General features: G+C 70.0%; 17 protein-coding genes and 1 pseudogene. 10 read left to right on the top strand and 8 right to left on the bottom strand.

Translation table 11 applies throughout. The features are described from left to right. The 6 genes from VXC91_RS14290 to VXC91_RS14265 all read left to right on the top strand — a co-directional run. The coding region (locus VXC91_RS14290; RefSeq protein ID WP_329507547.1) for an NAD(P)H-dependent oxidoreductase at nt 1-446 on the top strand (446 nt) is incomplete at its 5' end. 250 nt (nt 447-696) lie between these two features. Continuing rightward, nucleotides 697-2196 (top strand): dihydrolipoyl dehydrogenase family protein, encoded by a 1500-nt coding sequence (locus VXC91_RS14285; RefSeq protein WP_329507546.1) that lies wholly within the window; start codon nt 697-699, stop codon nt 2194-2196. A gap of 203 nt (nt 2197-2399) precedes the next feature. Further along, nucleotides 2400-2852: a flavodoxin family protein gene (locus tag VXC91_RS14280; protein WP_329507545.1), complete on the top strand. Its 453-nt coding sequence runs from the start codon at nt 2400-2402 to the stop codon at nt 2850-2852. Nucleotides 2853-2937: 85 nt separating this feature from the next. Beyond that, entirely contained in the window at nt 2938-3240 is a 303-nt protein-coding gene (locus tag VXC91_RS14275) for a muconolactone Delta-isomerase family protein (protein ID WP_329507544.1), read from the top strand. A gap of 182 nt (nt 3241-3422) precedes the next feature. Then, complete coding sequence (wrbA, locus tag VXC91_RS14270; protein WP_329507543.1) at nt 3423-4034, top strand: NAD(P)H:quinone oxidoreductase; 612 nt, start codon at nt 3423-3425, stop codon at nt 4032-4034. A gap of 205 nt (nt 4035-4239) precedes the next feature. Continuing rightward, on the top strand, nt 4240-4482 hold the full coding sequence (locus tag VXC91_RS14265; protein ID WP_329507542.1) for a hypothetical protein: 243 nt from the start codon (nt 4240-4242) through the stop codon (nt 4480-4482). Between the two features lie 100 nt (nt 4483-4582). On the opposite strand, the gene VXC91_RS14260 is transcribed toward VXC91_RS14265, so the two are convergent. Together VXC91_RS14260 and VXC91_RS14255 are read right to left on the bottom strand one after the other, a co-directional pair. Next, a complete protein-coding gene (locus VXC91_RS14260) occupies nt 4583-5134 on the bottom strand; it encodes a hypothetical protein (RefSeq protein ID WP_329507541.1) in 552 nt (183 codons plus the stop codon). After that, on the bottom strand, nt 5131-5352 hold the full coding sequence (locus tag VXC91_RS14255; protein ID WP_329507540.1) for a hypothetical protein: 222 nt from the start codon (nt 5350-5352) through the stop codon (nt 5131-5133). Before VXC91_RS14255 ends, VXC91_RS14260 begins: the two co-directional genes overlap by 4 nt. Nucleotides 5353-5897: 545 nt before the next feature. Between VXC91_RS14255 and VXC91_RS14250 the strand changes: the two genes are divergently transcribed. The 3 genes from VXC91_RS14250 to VXC91_RS14240 all read left to right on the top strand — a co-directional run bounded on the left by VXC91_RS14250 (nt 5898) and on the right by VXC91_RS14240 (nt 9578). Continuing rightward, on the top strand, nt 5898-7808 hold the full coding sequence (locus VXC91_RS14250; protein ID WP_329507539.1) for a glycoside hydrolase family 5 protein: 1911 nt from the start codon (nt 5898-5900) through the stop codon (nt 7806-7808). Nucleotides 7809-8268: 460 nt separating this feature from the next. Next, entirely contained in the window at nt 8269-9174 is a 906-nt protein-coding gene (locus VXC91_RS14245; RefSeq protein WP_329507538.1) for a DMT family transporter, read from the top strand. Nucleotides 9175-9338: 164 nt separating this feature from the next. Beyond that, nucleotides 9339-9578 carry a hypothetical protein gene (locus VXC91_RS14240; protein WP_329507537.1) on the top strand — a complete coding sequence of 80 codons (240 nt, stop codon included), beginning with the start codon at nt 9339-9341 and terminating at the stop codon, nt 9576-9578. On the opposite strand, the pseudogene VXC91_RS14235 reads toward VXC91_RS14240, so the two are convergent. The 5 genes and pseudogenes from VXC91_RS14235 to VXC91_RS14215 all read right to left on the bottom strand — a co-directional run. Further along, nucleotides 9565-9981: pseudogene (locus VXC91_RS14235) on the bottom strand (MFS transporter); the annotation flags it as partial. The gene VXC91_RS14240 and the pseudogene VXC91_RS14235 overlap by 14 nt on opposite strands. A gap of 289 nt (nt 9982-10270) precedes the next feature. After that, complete coding sequence (locus VXC91_RS14230; RefSeq protein WP_329507536.1) at nt 10271-11002, bottom strand: class F sortase; 732 nt, start codon at nt 11000-11002, stop codon at nt 10271-10273. Nucleotides 11003-11146: 144 nt separating this feature from the next. Then, on the bottom strand, nt 11147-11995 hold the full coding sequence (locus VXC91_RS14225; RefSeq protein ID WP_329507535.1) for a hypothetical protein: 849 nt from the start codon (nt 11993-11995) through the stop codon (nt 11147-11149). 283 nt (nt 11996-12278) lie between these two features. Further along, nucleotides 12279-12464, bottom strand: coding sequence for a hypothetical protein (locus VXC91_RS14220; RefSeq protein ID WP_329507534.1), 186 nt, complete (start codon nt 12462-12464; stop codon nt 12279-12281). 537 nt (nt 12465-13001) lie between these two features. After that, nucleotides 13002-13415: an SRPBCC family protein gene (locus VXC91_RS14215; RefSeq protein WP_329507533.1), complete on the bottom strand. Its 414-nt coding sequence runs from the start codon at nt 13413-13415 to the stop codon at nt 13002-13004. Between the two features lie 215 nt (nt 13416-13630). On the opposite strand from VXC91_RS14215, the gene VXC91_RS14210 reads away from it, so the two are divergent. Continuing rightward, nucleotides 13631-14311 carry a TetR/AcrR family transcriptional regulator gene (locus VXC91_RS14210; protein WP_329507532.1) on the top strand — a complete coding sequence of 227 codons (681 nt, stop codon included), beginning with the start codon at nt 13631-13633 and terminating at the stop codon, nt 14309-14311. On the opposite strand, the gene VXC91_RS14205 is transcribed toward VXC91_RS14210, so the two are convergent. After that, nucleotides 14215-15078, bottom strand: a complete 864-nt coding sequence (locus tag VXC91_RS14205; RefSeq protein WP_329507531.1) for a PP2C family protein-serine/threonine phosphatase — start codon at nt 15076-15078, stop codon at nt 14215-14217. The genes VXC91_RS14210 and VXC91_RS14205 overlap by 97 nt on opposite strands. Between the last annotated feature and the right edge of the window lie 427 nt (nt 15079-15505).

The following is a 15505-nucleotide window of genomic DNA, read 5'->3' as shown; positions in this document are numbered from 1 at the left end:
CGGAGCAGGCCGCCGCCTTCGCGGAGCGCATCGCGCTGATCGAGGAACTGGAGCGGGCGGACGCGGTGCTGATCGGCGCCCCGATGTACAACTTCGCGATCCCCTCGACCCTCAAGGCCTGGCTGGACAACGTGATCCTGGTCGGTCGCACCGCAGGCGAGACCGTCTCCGCCAAGGGCACCCCGGTCACGGTCGTCGCCAGCCGCGGCGGCTCCTATGCGCCGGGCACGCCGAGGGAGGGCTTCGAGTACGTGCAGAACTACCTGCAGGCCGTCCTGGCCGACACTCTCGGGCTGGACCTGCACTTCATCGTCCCGGAGCTCACGATGGCCCCGCACAACCCCGCCATGGCCGAGCTGATCCCGCTCTACGAGGCCTCCCGTGAGCGTGCCTTCGGTGAGGCGGCCTCCAGGGCCAAGCAGCTCGCCGAGCGCCTTGCCGCATAAGCAGGCCAGGCGCGGAACGCCGTCCGCCGCCCGCGTCATCGGGGCGCCGGGCGGCGTTCCCTCGCGCCTGCCCCGTATGCCCCGGGAAGCAGGCGAGAAAGCTCCGAAGACCGTAGCCTGACGGAAGGCCACAGCGACTGGCGCCGACTGTCCGCGCTCGGACGATCACATGTCGCCCACGCCACGGCATCCTCTCTCACCGCACTCCATGCACCGCCATTCCGGCGGAAGGACGATCGCGGAGGTTTTCATGACTGCGACGGTGGACCCGGATCGCTCTGAATGGGACGTCATCGTCCTCGGCGCGGCAGCCGCAGGCGAGAACGCCGCCCTGTACGCGAGCCAGTTCTCGGGCCTGTCGTCCGTACTCGTGGAGAACGTTCTGGTCGGCGGCGAATGCTCCTACTGGGCATGCATGCCCAGCAAGGCTCTCCTCCGGCCCGTCGAGGTGGTCGACGCCGCCGCTCACCTGCCCGGCGTCACGGCCCAGCTCGAGCCTCCCGACGCGCTCGCCCGCCGCGACGTCGTGATCAACAGACTGGACGACACCTCCCAGGTGAAATGGGCCCTGGGCGCCGGCATCGACGTGGTGCGGGGATACGGCCGGCTGACCGGTGAACGGAGGATCGCCGTCAGCCGGGGCGACGGCCCGGTCCGGGAGCTGACGGCCCGACACGCCGTGGTCATCGACACCGGTTCCTGCCCGGCCGTACCCGATGTTCCCGGACTGCGCGCCGCGCTGCCGTGGAACTCCCGCGATGTCACCACCATGAAGGAAGTGCCGCGCCGGGTGGTCATCCTCGGCGGCGGCGTGGTCGCCTGCGAGGCGGCCACCTGGCTGCACGGACTGGGAGCCGCCGAGGTGTCCGTCGTCCAGCGTGGGCCGCGCCTGCTAGCCCGCGCCGAACCGTTCGCGGGCGCTCTCGTCGGTGAGGAACTGCAGGACTGTGGCGTGCGGCTGTACCTGGGACGCACCATCTCCCAAGTGCAGCGCTCCGATGCCCGGGACACCGGCCAGGGGTGCATTCACGGCGGTGAGGTGAGGGTGACCCTCGACGACGGCACGATCCTGGAGGCGGACGAGATCGTGGTGGCCGCCGGTCGCACCCCGAACACCGTCGACATCGGCCTGGAAACCGTCGGACTGTCTCCCGGCGGCTACCTCGATGTCGACGACCACCAGGCTGTGCGGGGGGTGTCCGGCGACTGGCTCTACGCCATCGGCGACGTCTGCGGTCGCGCCCTGCTGACCCACATGGGCAAGTACCAAGCCCGTATAGCCGGAGAGGTGATCGCGGCACGCGCCGGCGGCTCCTCGGACCTGCCGTCGTCCGCGGCCGGACACAGCGGACTGCCCCAAGTCGTCTTCACCACCCCGGAGGTCGGCTGCGCGGGCGTCACCGAACGGCAGGCACGGGAGGCGGGCACCGACGTCGAGGTCGTCGAATACGACCTCGGTGCGCTCGCGGGAACCTGGGTCATGCGCCCGGACTACCGCGGCCGGGCCAAACTCGTCGTCGACCGTGCCGACGACGTCGTGATCGGGGCGACGTTCGTCGGCGCGGGCATCGCCGAACTGGTGCACTCGGCGACCACGGCCATCGTCGGCCGAATCCCTGTGTCCACCCTGTGGCACGTAGTACCCAGCTATCCCACGGCGAGCGAGATCTGGCTCCGGCTCCTGGAGACGCTGCGCGCGCAGCGCCATGCGGCACGTGCGGGGGGAGACACCCCGGCGGAGCGCACGTGAGGGGCAAGGGAGCCCGACACGACGAGTGCGTCGCGCACCGAGAGACGAAGCTCCGTCAGAAGCGCCGTACCGACTGACCGTGCGCGTCTCGGAACCGGGCGGCAGGGGCAACCGCGCGCACGACCCTGGTCGAGCGGAGGCTGGTCCGGGCGGGCTTGCTCCCGCCTTGCGACAGACGGAGCGTCACGGCAGGGTTCCACCGTATGGCCACCTTGCTGATCGTGCATCACACCCCCTCGCCGAATTGCCAGGCGTTGTTCGAAGCCGTGCTCTCCGGTGCGACGGCACCGGAGATCGAGGGTGTGCGGGTGGTGCGGCGGGCGGCGTTGTCGGCGACGGCGTCGGACGTACTGGCGGCCGACGGCTGTCTGCTGGGCACTCCGGCGAATCTCGGCTACATGTCCGGAGCCCTCAAGCATTTCTTCGACCAGATCTACTACCCGTGCCTGGACGAGACGCGCGGCTGGCCATTCGGCTTCTGGGTGCATGGCGGCAGTGATGTGACCGGGGCGGTACGGGGGATCGAGTCCATCACCACGGGGCTCGGCTGGCGGCGCGTGGCCGAGGCGGTGACTGTGACGGGTGAGCCGGGCAAGTCCGACATCGAGGCGTGCTGGGAGCTGGGAGCGACGGTTGCCGCCGGACTGATGGGCTGACCTCGCCCGGCTTGATCCGCGTTGCGCGTACGCGACCGGTCGCCTACTTTAGTCGACCGGTCGGCTATAGAATAGGAGAAGAGTTATGAAGGAGTTCCTGGTCGCACTCGTCACCACGGTCCCCGAGGGCACCGGCCCGGCCGAAGTCGATCGCCGTCGCGCCGCGGAAGCGGTACGGGCCGGGGAGCTCGCCGCAGCCGGACACCTTGTGCGGCTGTGGCGCCCGGTCGGGGAACTGCGCAGCATCGGCCTGTGGCGCGCCGCCGACGAGGGTGAGCTTTACGAAAAGGTCCTCGGCACCCTGCCGCTCTGGCCCTGGATGACTGCGTCGGTCACGGCGCTGGAGTCGCACCCCAACGATCCGGGTCGGTCCGGCGCCACCGCTTGATTGCGTCGGGCTTCCGGGTGTCGTTCACGGTGATGCGTGCCCCGCGTCCGTGTGACAGGTCACTGCCCCGGCCTTTGACGAATACTCGACCGGTCGTCTAGCTGGTCGACCGGTTGGTTATCTCTGGATGGCCAACACGGACCCCCCATCACCCCTCACGAACGAAAACGGAGATCGCCGCCGTGGCCACCCCCGTCAAGCTTGCAATCGTCTACTACTACTCCTCCACCGGCACCATCACCGAGATCGCCAAGGAGTTGCGCGACGCCGGTGTCAAGGCCGGCGCCGAGGTCCGCCTCCTGAAGGCCGCCGAACTGGCCCCACAGGCAGCCATCGACTCCAACCCGGCCTGGGCGGCCAACCACGCCGCCACCGCGGACATCCCCGAGGCAGCCCCCGAGGACATCGAGTGGGCCGACGCCGTGCTGTTCGGCTCCGCGACCCGCTTCGGCAACCTCTCGTCCCAGCTCAAGCAGTTCATCGACACCCTCGGCGGACTGTGGGCGCAGGGCAAGTTGGCCGACAAGGTCTACAGCGGCTTCACCTCCTCCGCCACGCCGCACGCCGGTCAGGAGACGACGCTGCAGGCGCTCTACACCAGCGTTCACCACTTCGGCGGCATCGTCGTCGCCCCCGGCTTCACGCACCTGGTCAAGTTCACGGACGGCAATCCGTACGGCACTTCGCACGTGGACGGGCAGGGGACGAACCCGGTCGACGACACCACTCGCACCGCCGCCCGCCATCAGGCGGAGCGCGTGGTGAAGGTCGCCGCCCAGCTCAAGACCGCCTAATGGAACCTGCCGGGTCGGCGAGTACGTCGGCGTCGCCGCCGAGGGCGACGCCGACGAGCGCCGTTCACCGCGTGTCCCGCACGGCGGCCGACCCGTCCGCGCCTCGTCCATGGAGGCTGCCGGGAAGCGCCGGCGCGGGACGTGGTCGAGTGGGCGCCCTCACGCGCCTTGCGCTGCACCGGGAGAGCGTGCGTACGGTCCTGCCGTGGCCTCCCGCGCGGCGGCCCTGGCCGCAGCCGAACACGTGGCCCGGCGGGGCGGGAGGGCCGTGGTCCACCCCGGCGTGCACCGCCTCACCGGCACGGTCGCCGTGGCCGATGTCCTCACTCTCACCCCGGGCGACCGGGTGACCGTGCTCGGCACGCCGTCCGGCGGGCAGAGCACGATCCGGCCGCACCGGTGCACGCCCGTGACCACGTACGGCCGGAGTGGGGGAAGGGGGCGCTGACGCTCGTGCTGGTTCCGGCGGCGGGCGGAACCCTGGCGCCGTTCGAGGTGCCCGATCCCACGCCCCGCTGCGCCCTGCACAGCTGACGGACGGCCACCCCCTAGGGGCGCTCACCGCGCTCGATGAGGTCCGTCCCCTCGCCGCCCGCGGTGTCCCCGGTCGGCTGTGATGTCCACTGCCGGCCGAGCAGCCCGTACATGCGGTGGAACAGGAAGGCCGCCATGGGCAGTTCGACGAAGACGGCGAGCGCGGCGGAGGCCCAGACGGCCGGTGTGCCCAAGGCGAGCGAGACATCGAACCATGCGTCGCACACCAGCAGGACGGCGCTCGAGAGCGCGGGAATCACCACGGCCCGGTGGCGGCGCTTGCCGAGGACGGCTGTGGCTCCCAAGGCTGTGAGCAGCAGGATGTCGAAGCCGACCCACGTCGTGCGCCACGCGTGGACCTGGTAGTCGGACGGCAGCGTCATCCCAAGGACGACCGTCCAGGGGACCAGGGCCAGGGCGCACACCGCGAGCAACTCGACCGTGTGCCGCCTGCGCCGCTCTTGTGGATCGTCACGCCACGGGCGACCCAGGGATGCGCCGGCAGCCGGCCTCCGGGAATTCATGAAGGAATCGGTGGCCATGCTGCCGTCGGTTGCATGGCTCATCGGCGTGTCGATTCTTCGATGGTGTTGCGCGTGGACGCGGGGTACCAGGATGCGATGCGCCCGATGGTGAACCAGCCGAGTCCGGCCAGAAGCACTCCCGCCAGAGCGTTCGGAAGGTGCCGGCTCAACAGCATCACTGCGGCTGCCAGGTCCAGGCCCACCGCGAGGAGAACGAATGCGGCACGGCGCCAGGGTTCGCGCGGCGCGGTGGCGGCCACGGGGCGATCGGGCCTGCTGCGGAGGAATTCAGGAGACAGGTGACTCATCGCGGCCCCCTCGCCATCCCCATGTGGCCGTTGTCCATATCTGCCTCCAATGAGCCCAGCCGATGCAACCACCAACCTGAGGGGGGCCTCCTGATATTTCCGAGGAGGAGACCCAAGGGGTGACATTCCGGCGTGATGTGAGGCACATAGACGTAGGTGATGTCGCGTGTGCCCTGGTTATCCGCTTCGTCCTCGGGGTCCCGGGGCAGTGTGAGAGCGATGGCGCGGCGAGATGTCGCCATGCAGAAACCATGTGAGAGGGATGGCGCGGCGAGATGTCGCCATGCAGAAACCATCGGGCCGGCGCGCCTACCGGCACCCCTTTCGGCCATAGGGCGGCATCGGGCTCACTGTCGCCGACAGGGTGGCCGTTCTTTCGTAGACTGACGGCCACCGTCCGCCGGGAAGCGCGGGCACGCCCCGCGAACCGCCTCTTCTGCCGTCCGGGCCAGTCGTCCGTCCTGTCCGCGCACCACCGTTCGTTCATCGAGGGCCGAATGCAGACCAGAGTTGTCCAGTACCTGACAGGATCCGCCGCGGTCCTGCTCCTGCTGACCACGGCACCGGGAGCGTTCGCCGTCGCCCCCGAGCCGGCGACCCGGACGGCGCGCTCCACCGCTCCGGCGGCCGACGTCTGGCAACCGCCGCTGTCCACCCGCGGCCGCTACGTCGTCGACGGCGCGGGCAATCGCTTCCGGCTGAGGTCGGCCAACTGGGACGGCGCCCAGGGATCGTGGACGGGTAGCGGAAGCACCACCGACCCCGCCAACCACCACGCCGGACAGAATTCCTACGGCATACCCCTCGGCCTGGACCGGGTCCCCCTGCCCAAGCTCCTCGCCGACTTCCGTGAACTCGGCATCAACAGCATCCGGTTGCCATTCTCCAACGAGATGATCCACACAACCGCCGCCGTGCCCGACGCCGCCGTCACCGCCAACCCGCAGTTGCGCGGCAAGACCCCGCTGCAGATCTACGACGCCGTCGTGGCCGCCCTCACCCAGGAAAACTTCGCGGTCATCCTCAACAACCACACCAACACCTCCCGCTGGTGCTGCGGCATCGACGGCAACGAGCGATGGAACAGCAGTCAGTCCACCCGGCAATGGGCGGACGACTGGGTTTTCATGGCGCGCCGCTATGCCGCGGACCCCCGCGTGGTGGGCGCCGACCTCTACAACGAAGTTCGCCGCGACGTCCTGGACGATCCCAACTGGGGGCTGGGCGAAGACCACGACTGGTACGCCGCCGCCCAACTCGCCGCGGACCGTATCCTCACCGAAGCGAACCCCGATCTCCTCATCGTCATCGAGGGGATCAACTGGACCGGTCTGCCCGTCGACGGGCTACCGCATGGCCGCCCCACCCTCACCCCCGCACGCACGCTCTCCCACACACTCGTGGCCAACCACAAACTGGTCTACTCCGCTCACTTCTACGGGTACACCGGCCCCCACCACAGCGGCGCCACCGGCATCGGCGAAACCCACGATCCCCGCTACCAGGACCTGTCCCGCGAGCAGTTGTTCCAAGCACTCACCGACGAAGCCTTCTTCGTTTCCGAGGAGGGCCGGCACTTCACCGCTCCGTTGTGGATCAGCGAGTTCGGCATCGGAGCCGGTGAGACGGGGGCCGCCGCCCGCACGTGGTTCGGCAACATCACCGACTACTTCGCCGATCACGACGCCGACTTCGCCTACTGGCCACTGGTCGGCTGGGAAGGCCACGACGACTGGTCCCTGCTGCGCTACGACACCGAGGGTCACAGGTACGGCATCCTCGATCCGGCCGACTGGCGCAGCGCCGCCTGGAACCATCTCAGGACCGCGCCGACCCGCACCGGGCCCGTCGCCCCGGTTCCCACATGGCGCATGCTCGCCACCGACCACGGCGACCAGGTCCAGTCGCTTCGGGTGCGCGCCGACGGCGACTGGGACCCGGGCGCTGCCAAGGCCGCCTGCCCCGACGGTCTGCGGCTGATCGGCCTCAGCCACAGCGCCGGACGCGGCCTGTGTACCGACATCACCGCCGGCGATCTGGGTTCCGCAGGCAACCAGCAGACGGTGGTCACCGACGAACGCCATGTACCTCAAGGCGGCGACTGGGCCTCCGGTTACACCAAGCTCCAGTGCCCCTCCGGCCAGTTCCTCATCGGCTACAGCCGCCGCGGTGGCCGGGTGTCGGCGGCCCTGTGCGTCCCCGCCCGTACCGCGCTGGGCGGTACGGGACGGACGGTCTGGTTCGACCGCTCCGACAATCGCCCGGCCGACGCCGACGGCGGCGACTACGCCTACGGCGACTTCAAGGGTCAGTGTGCCGACGACGAGTACGCCGCTGGGATCGCCTTCACCACACGTCTGGGCAGCACGACGGGCCCCGCAGCCCTGCTGTGCCGCAAGCCGTCCTGAGGGAGACGAGGTCAGGGGCCGGCGCGGGTCGGACACCGCCCAGTGCCAAGTCACGGCCACGCCGGCCGACCTGCCGCGCTCCACGTTCGTCGAGCGGCACTGTCCCTGCGGGAGGCACCGCCGCCGGGGCCGGCCTCTCGCGGGCGACAGCCTGACCTGCGACGGAACCAGCGACGATCAGAGCCACGAGCGCCTGCTCCGGCTGCAAGGGGCGCCTTCCTGCCGCCGGCCTCGACGGCCGAAGCCGCGCCCACGCCCGCCTCGCGGCGCCAGAGCCTCAGGGTTGCCCGCGGCGGCAGCCGCCCCGCCGGCTGAGGCAGGGGGAGAGGCCAGGGCTGGAAACCACCGCCGCGAGGTGTCATCGTGGAACAGGCCCAGGCATACCCGACATGAGCAGCAACGAGAACGGTAACGCTGTACCCGCGCGGGCAGCGCAGGACGTGGAAGTGGTGCGTGCGGGATGATTCTGGCAGTCGTATTCGCCGTCCTGGCTGCTGGCAGCAACGCGGTGGGAACCGTGCTGCAACGGCGTGCGGCGGTGGAGGTGCCCGACTCCTCGGCGCGACTCGCTCTCGTCCGGCACCTGCTGCACAGTCCCATCTGGTTCGGCGGCATCCTCGGGGTCGTCTTCGCTGCGCTGTTTCAGGCTCTGGCCCTGAACGTGGGCAGGCTGGCCGTGGTCCAGCCGGTCTTCATCCTCGAGCTCCCGCTGGCCCTCCTGGCCGGCAGCCTGGTCTTCCGTGTGCGGGTGTCGGGCAAGGCATGGTTCTGCGTGGTGTGCATTTTCGTGGGGCTGGCCGTCGGGCTGTTCTCCGCATCCCCTTCCGGAGGGCGCTCTCAGATTCCGGGGGTCTGGTGGGTACCGACGCTCGCGGCCATCGCCGGGGCCGGTGTCGCACTCGTCCTGGTCGGAGTACGGCACCCACGGGGTCTGGCGCGCGCGGCCTGCCTTGCAGCCGCGGCCGCGATCGGCAACGCGCTCACCGCGGCGCTGGTCAAGTCCGCCATGGCCATCCTCTCCGAAGAAGGGGCGACGGGATTCCTTCTCGCCTGGCAGACCTATGGCTTTGCGGTCGCCGGATCGCTCTCCATCTTCCTGCTGGGATACGCCATGCAGGGAGGCCCGCTGATCGCATCGCAGCCGGCCCTCACGCTCGGTGACGCCTCCGTCAGTTTCATTCTGGGTGTCACGCTCTTCGCGGAGTCGCCGCGCCGAGGGCTGTGGCTGCTTCCGGCGTTCCTCGGCCTCCTCCTGCTCACCTACGGCGTGTTCGCCCTGTCCCGTACCCGGTGCCTGGCGCAGTGCGTCAACCGGGACGACGAGGAATCGCGGCAGGAAGAGCAGCCCGCCACGGCAGCCATGTAGCAGGACCGCACGGCGGAGCAGCACTCCGGCCGGGGCGATGTTGAACACGATCGACCAGAGCCCATGGGGCTCTGCTCGACATGCGCATTAGGCCATTCGGCCGCATCCTGAAGTCCGGTCCACTGCACCAGGCCCCACAGGCCGACCACCCACGGGGAGGTCCTGTGATCCTGTTTGCCCTTCTGGCGCCCGCACTGATGATGGCCTTCCTCTTCGGTATGGCCGCGTTCGAAGAACTTCTCTTCATGCGGCCGAGACCCACGGACGATGTCAGCCCCCTGGATGACGCCGCGCAGACCGCCCACCCTGAGAACTCCTCTCCCGGCGGGGTGCCCGTGGACGCGGGTGATCGCTGGTCGGAGCCGCCCGTGAACGATGTGAGCCGACGGTTCACGGGGGAGTGACGAGGGGTGCGAGCCTGGTGGCCTGGACGCCGGACAGCCCATCGAGGGAGCACCCACGTGGCTCGACACGGAAGGCGAGGGTGATGAGGAAACCGCACGCGCAGGCCGCGGCCACCGCATAGAGCAGTGCGGCCTGACCGATGCCTTCCATCAGCACCGGGAAGAGGAACGTCCCCAGGGCCGCACCCAGCTTGCCGCACCCGGCGGCGAATCCGTGTCCGGCCGCACGCATCTCCGACGGGAACACCTCGGCGGGCAGAGCGAACGTCGTGGCGTTCGGACCGAGGTTCATGAACAGGTTGAAGAGCCCGAACCCGACCAGCACCATGGGCAGATGGGCGTCTGCTCCACCGGGCAACCGGCTGCCCGTCGCCAGCACGCCGAGGGCGATGGTCATGACCGCGAATCCGACGGCCCTCCGCCGGTGGCTCGTGCCGCTCCTTGTCCGCGGCGGTCACCAGGACGGGAGTGCCGACCAGCGCCCGGCCGCCTTCGCGTGCCTCGTCTTCGCGCCTGTTCTGGGCGAGCCATCGGGGACTCTCGGACACCCGGCGGCGCAGCCAGATGATGATCACGGCGGGGACCACCCCGAATCCTGGTGACGTGAGTGCTCCCGTTGCAGGGGGAGTGCCGGATGGAGAGGGTGCTGGTGAGCGACGCGGGAGCGTGAACGGCTCAGCTACGGCGATGGCTCAGGAGTGCTTGACCGAGGCGAGGTGGGCGAACACCACCACGTTGGATTCGTATTCGTGGGCGCTGTGGTTGTAGGTGCCACCGCAGGTGATCAACCGCAGCTGAGGGGTCGTGGCGCCTGCGTAGACCCGCTTGTCGGGGAACTTCGCCTTGGTGAAGGTCTCGACGGAGTCGACCTTGAAAGTGGTGACGACGCCGTCCGCGCGGGTGATGTCCAGCCTGCTGCCCGGCTTCAGGGTGCGCAGCAGCACGAATACCGCCGGTCCCGTCTTGGTGTCGACGTGACCCACCACGACCGACGTTCCCCGCTCGCCCGGGGAGACTCCGCCCTTGTACCAGCCCACCAGGTTCTTGTTGGTCACAGGTGGCGGAACCAGATGTCCCGAGGCGTCCAGGGAGATCTCCGAGAACGGCGCGTTGACGCCGATCTGCGCAATCACGATCCGCTTCGGTGCCGACCGCGGCAGCTGCTGTGCCGCAGGGCCGGCCGTCGTACGGGGCCCCGGTCCTGACGGGGCGGGGAGCGCCGGCGGGGTCACGACCACGGGCGGGGCGAAGGCCGCGGGCGGGGTCGGCGGCTTGGGGTCGGCCGGGCTCGCCAGCGAGTGGTGGATGAGTACGGTGCCCAGCCCCACAGCCGCCGCCGGCAACAACAACAGGGCACGGCTGAAAGTACGGGACGCGGGCCTGTTTCGCGGCTGATCCGGCGGGGCTGGTTGGGAGAGGGTCATCAGTGAAGGCCTGTTCATGAACGGGGGCGGCGGTAGGACATCAGCAGGCCGGGCAGTAGCCGGCCCCAACGCCGCAGTCGCGGGCGCCGTCACTCTTCGCGAGTGACGGCGCCCGAGACCGCACAGTCAGCCGACGAGCGCCGATCAGGCCCTCGCTGCGCCCGCCGCGCCACGGCGCCGCAGCATGTACGCACCCGCGCCGAGACCGCCGAGCAACAGCACCGAACCCGCGGCCAGACCGTTGCCGGACTGCGCCAGCCCGCCGCCACCGGCTTTTACGGCACCGCTCGGGGCCTGCGCAGCGCCACGCCCGGCGCCCGGCCTGCCCTCTTCCCCGCCCTCGGCCGTGGCGGAGGCGTCGCCCTCTTCCGCTGACCCGCCGGTTGCGTCCTCCTGCGCGCCGCCGCCCCACTGCGCGGCGCCGCCCTCCTCGCCGCCCTCGCGGTGGGGTCGGCCGTGCGACCGGCCGCCGTCGTCGTCCGCCCTGCCACCGTCCTGGGTCTGGGCCATCGCCAGGGCGCCGCCACCGGCCTTCACACCGCCGGTCGGGGCCTGCGCAGCGCCACCCGCGGCGCCCGGCCAGCCCTCGGTGCCCTGGTCTTCGCCCTCGGCCGTGGCGGAGGGGCCGCCCTCTTCCTCGGCCCCGCCGGTTGCGTTCTCCGGCGCGCCGCCGCCGCCCTCCTCGCCGCTCTCGTGGTGGGGTCGGCCGTGCGACCGGCCGCCGTGGTCCGCTCTGCCACCGTCCTGGGTCTGGGCCATGGCCAGGGCGTCGCCACTGGCCTTCACGCCGCTGGCCAGCGACACGGCATGCGCGGCGGGAGCGGAGAGCGCGACGGCCGCGGCGACTGCAGCGGAGGCGAACATGGTCCGGGTCACTCGCATCAGAGGTAGTCCTTTCGCCGCCACCACGAAGGCCGACACCACGCCGGCACAGCGGAATCGCAGCAGCAACGTGCTCACCCTCAACCCGAAGACCACCTCCGACCACTGCATGACACGGAAAGTGAGCCAGCCCGTACTCCCTCCGAGTGGCTCCAGACCGAAAAGTAACCCGGTCGGCAGCACCCCCATCAGTACCAACATCATCATGAATGCCTGCGGCGCGAACGCGTGTACCAACGGCGATGTGCCTCATCCATATGATCGATGACGCCGCATCAGATATCTGTGCGAACAACTGCGAGGACATCGAGTGCGACTTCCGGCGGCGCCGCGACGGTGTGCCCGGCCCGAGGGTGCGACGGCCTGATGAGGCAGGCGGGGCGGAGTCAGGTCTTCAGTCGAGCGCCTCCTCGTGGGCCTGATGACCCGTGACCGTCGGTACGGGCGCCGCTTCGTCCGCCGTGCCGGACGCCGGTTCGGCGCCGGCGTCCAGCGTGCGGACCCGAGGTGAGAGCAAGGCCGCCATGGTGGCGAGGGCGACCAAGGCCGCGCAGCCGGCCAGTGCCCGACTGGTGCCCACGGCGGCGGCGACGGGCCCCGCAAGCAGGCCCCTGTCGGGAGGTAAACTCTCGTCGGCCCTTGCGCAGGTCGGCCCAGCCCGACACGTGTCTGCGCCGAATCGTGGCCAGGCGCAGCCGGGTTGTCAGTGCCACGCTCACGACGAAGGATGCGGCGTCGAACGCCAGAGCCCGGCCGGCGCCGATCGCGGCCACGGTCACTCCGGACAGTGCCAGGCCCCGTACCAGGACAACCTGCCGGCGTTCGCTCCTGGGAGAGACAACACCGCGAACGCCGGTGCCACTCGTGCAAAGCCATTGCCCAACACGGAAACGGCGCGTGCGCTGACGAGCAGCGCGAACTGGCCTCCGCGCCACAGGGGCACGTCATCCGAGGGAGGCGTCATGAGCAGGCACCTGAGGGCGTCGCGACCCAACCTGCGTTCGGGGCATGTCAATTCGGCCGACCGGTCGTCGTGTGCCGGCCCGACGCCACGGGGGCGCGACTTGCCGCCACGGGCACGTGGAGAGGCCGGCGGCGACACGCGGAGTTCCGCCCGTCAGCCGGCGGCGTTCTCGACCCGTTGCCGCACCCGTTCCTGCAGATCGCGGAGGCTGGCGTCGAGGGCCTCGTGTGCGGACCGCTCGCCCGGATCGTGGCGTTCGTCGTAGAACGACAGGTGGACGGTCACTTCGCTGGCCCCGCTGCCGATGCCGGCCACCTGGAGCCACCCTGCGTAGTAGCTCTCTTCGCGGGTGCCCCACTCGAGCCGCATCTGGTCCCGGCGGGCGCGGAGCAGCGCGGATGTGTCCTGCTCGCCGTGATCGTCGTGCACGGTGACGGCGGGCGGCTCCTCTACGTGCACATGCAGGGCGTTCGGCAGCCAGCTGTCCAACTGGTCGATGTCGGCGGCCTGGTCGAAGACCTGCTCGGGCAGCGCAGGCATGGTGCGTGAACGTTCGTACTCGGCCATCGGTACCGCTCCTCGCCTCGGGTTCGTACAGACCAACGAGTACCCCTTTTGTCATAGTCGAAGCCGTCACGGTGTGTGCCAAGGGAGTTCAGTGAGGGTCCGCTCGTACCCATCGTCAATTCGCTTCGTGACCCGGCCCTGTGCATCCGTGCCATTGCATTACGCTGAGAAGCTGTAATGAATCGACGCGAATGCGAGCTTCGGGAGGCCGGCGGATGAGCAGGGACGACCGCGCCGTCGACGCCGAGGGCGACGGGGCTTCCCGCCCGGGCGGGAGTGGCGGGGCTCCTTCGCGAGCCGGCGGTCGGCCGCGCGATCCGGCGATCGAGGAGGCGCTCATCCAGGCGACGCGCAAGCGCTTGGCCGCCGATGGCTACTCTCAGATGACCATCGGTGACATCGTCGCCGACGCCGGTGTCACCCGGCCTACTCTCTACCGCCGGTGGGCCAACAAGTACGACTTGGTCATCGACGCTCTCGCTTATGGATTCCGCGCCCAGCGCGAGGCGTATCCCGTCGTCGACTTCGATGAGCTGCCGCCGCTCGAGGCGTTCCGTGAGGCCGTGCGCCGCCTCGATCCGCGCTGTCACAACAAGGCCGCGATGGCGCTGACCGGCAACTTCATGGCGGAGTCCGAACGCGTTCCCGGCTTGCTCGAACAGCTGCGTGAGCATGCGGTACGGCCTCGATGTGAGGAGCTCATGGACGTCCTGCGGCGACTCCAGGAGCGTGGCGAGATCCGGAACGACGTCGACCTGGACACCGTCGTCTCCCTGTGCTTCGGAAGCTACTTCGCGGACTATCTGCGCACCGGTGAGGCCGGCGCCGAACTGCCCGACCGGGTCGTCGACACTCTCTGGCCCGCCATCGCGACCCCTTCTGCTCCCACTGCCTGACCAGGGCCTTCAGGCGGCGGGGCACACTGGACGGCCACCAGCGCCACATCGTCGTCGAGCCGGCCGCTCGTGTGGCGGATCAGGTCGTCGAGGACCTGCTGGAGGAGCGCCTCCGGGTCGCCTTGGGCCGTGCGCCAGGGGACGCCGCGGTCCGTGAGCGGGTAGAAGGCGCCGGCAGCGTCCCTGGCTTCGGCGAGACCGTCGGTGTAGAGCAGGAAGACGTCGTGCGGGGCGCACACGACGGTGTCCTGCCGGTAGGCGGTGGGGCCGAGGCTCGCCAGGCCGAGGGTCGGCGCGGGAGTGCGGCCGGTCAGGGCGATGATCCGGTCGTCGCGCAGCAGAAGCGGCAGGGGGTGTCCGCAGCTGACGGTCCTCATGACGCACTCCTCCGCGGGGAACTCCACGAGCAGCGCGGTGACGAAGCGCTCCGCGGCATCGGCGTCGGTGTCGTTCGCCTCTGCCACATGCCGGCGCACACTGCGCTCGAGTGCCGCGGCCAGGTCCGGAAGTGCGGGGTGCAGATGTGCCGACTCCCGGAAGGCCCCCAGCAGCGCCGCTGCATCGTCGAGAGCCCGCAGGCCCTTGCCCCTGACGTCCCCGATGATGAGCCGAGTGCCGTACGGTGTCCGCGCCACGGCGTAGAGGTCACCACCGACTCGGGCCAGGTTCTCGGCGGCTCGGTACGCCGAGGCCATCCGCAGATGTGCGATGCGGTGGGGGAGTGGCCGAAGGACGACATGCTGTGTCGCCTCGGAGATCGCCCGCAATTGACTCGCCTCCCGCCGGGCGCGCTCTCGGGCCCGGCAGAAGACGACGGGAACACGGAGACGGCCAGCGGGGCGGCTCCGTGGATCGGCATGATGGCCGAGCCGAGGAGGCCGTTGTGGATGGCGCAGATCATCGCGGCCACGAGGGAGAGGGCGGCCACGCAGCGGGTCCACCACGCCGTCGAGAGTGCCGCCGTCAGGAGGGGCGCTGCGATGAGCAGGGACGCCAGATGAATGCTGGCGGGCACCACAAGAGCGATCACAATGATGCCCAGGACCAATACGACCGAAGCGGCCGTGGCCGCGCCATAGCGCATGACATCGAATGCAACCTCGGTTCCGGGCCGCATTCCGACGTGGATGTCCGTATCTGTGGGGAGCGCGTCCGTCCGGCCATGGCGGAGGATTCGAGGAGGCGGGAGGCTGG

This window comes from Streptomyces chiangmaiensis (assembly GCF_036281785.1).
GTDB classification, from domain to species: Bacteria; Actinomycetota; Actinomycetes; order Streptomycetales; family Streptomycetaceae; genus Streptomyces; species Streptomyces chiangmaiensis.
Note: the sequence above shows the minus strand (reverse complement) of the source record. Positions and strands in the feature narration are given on the sequence as shown.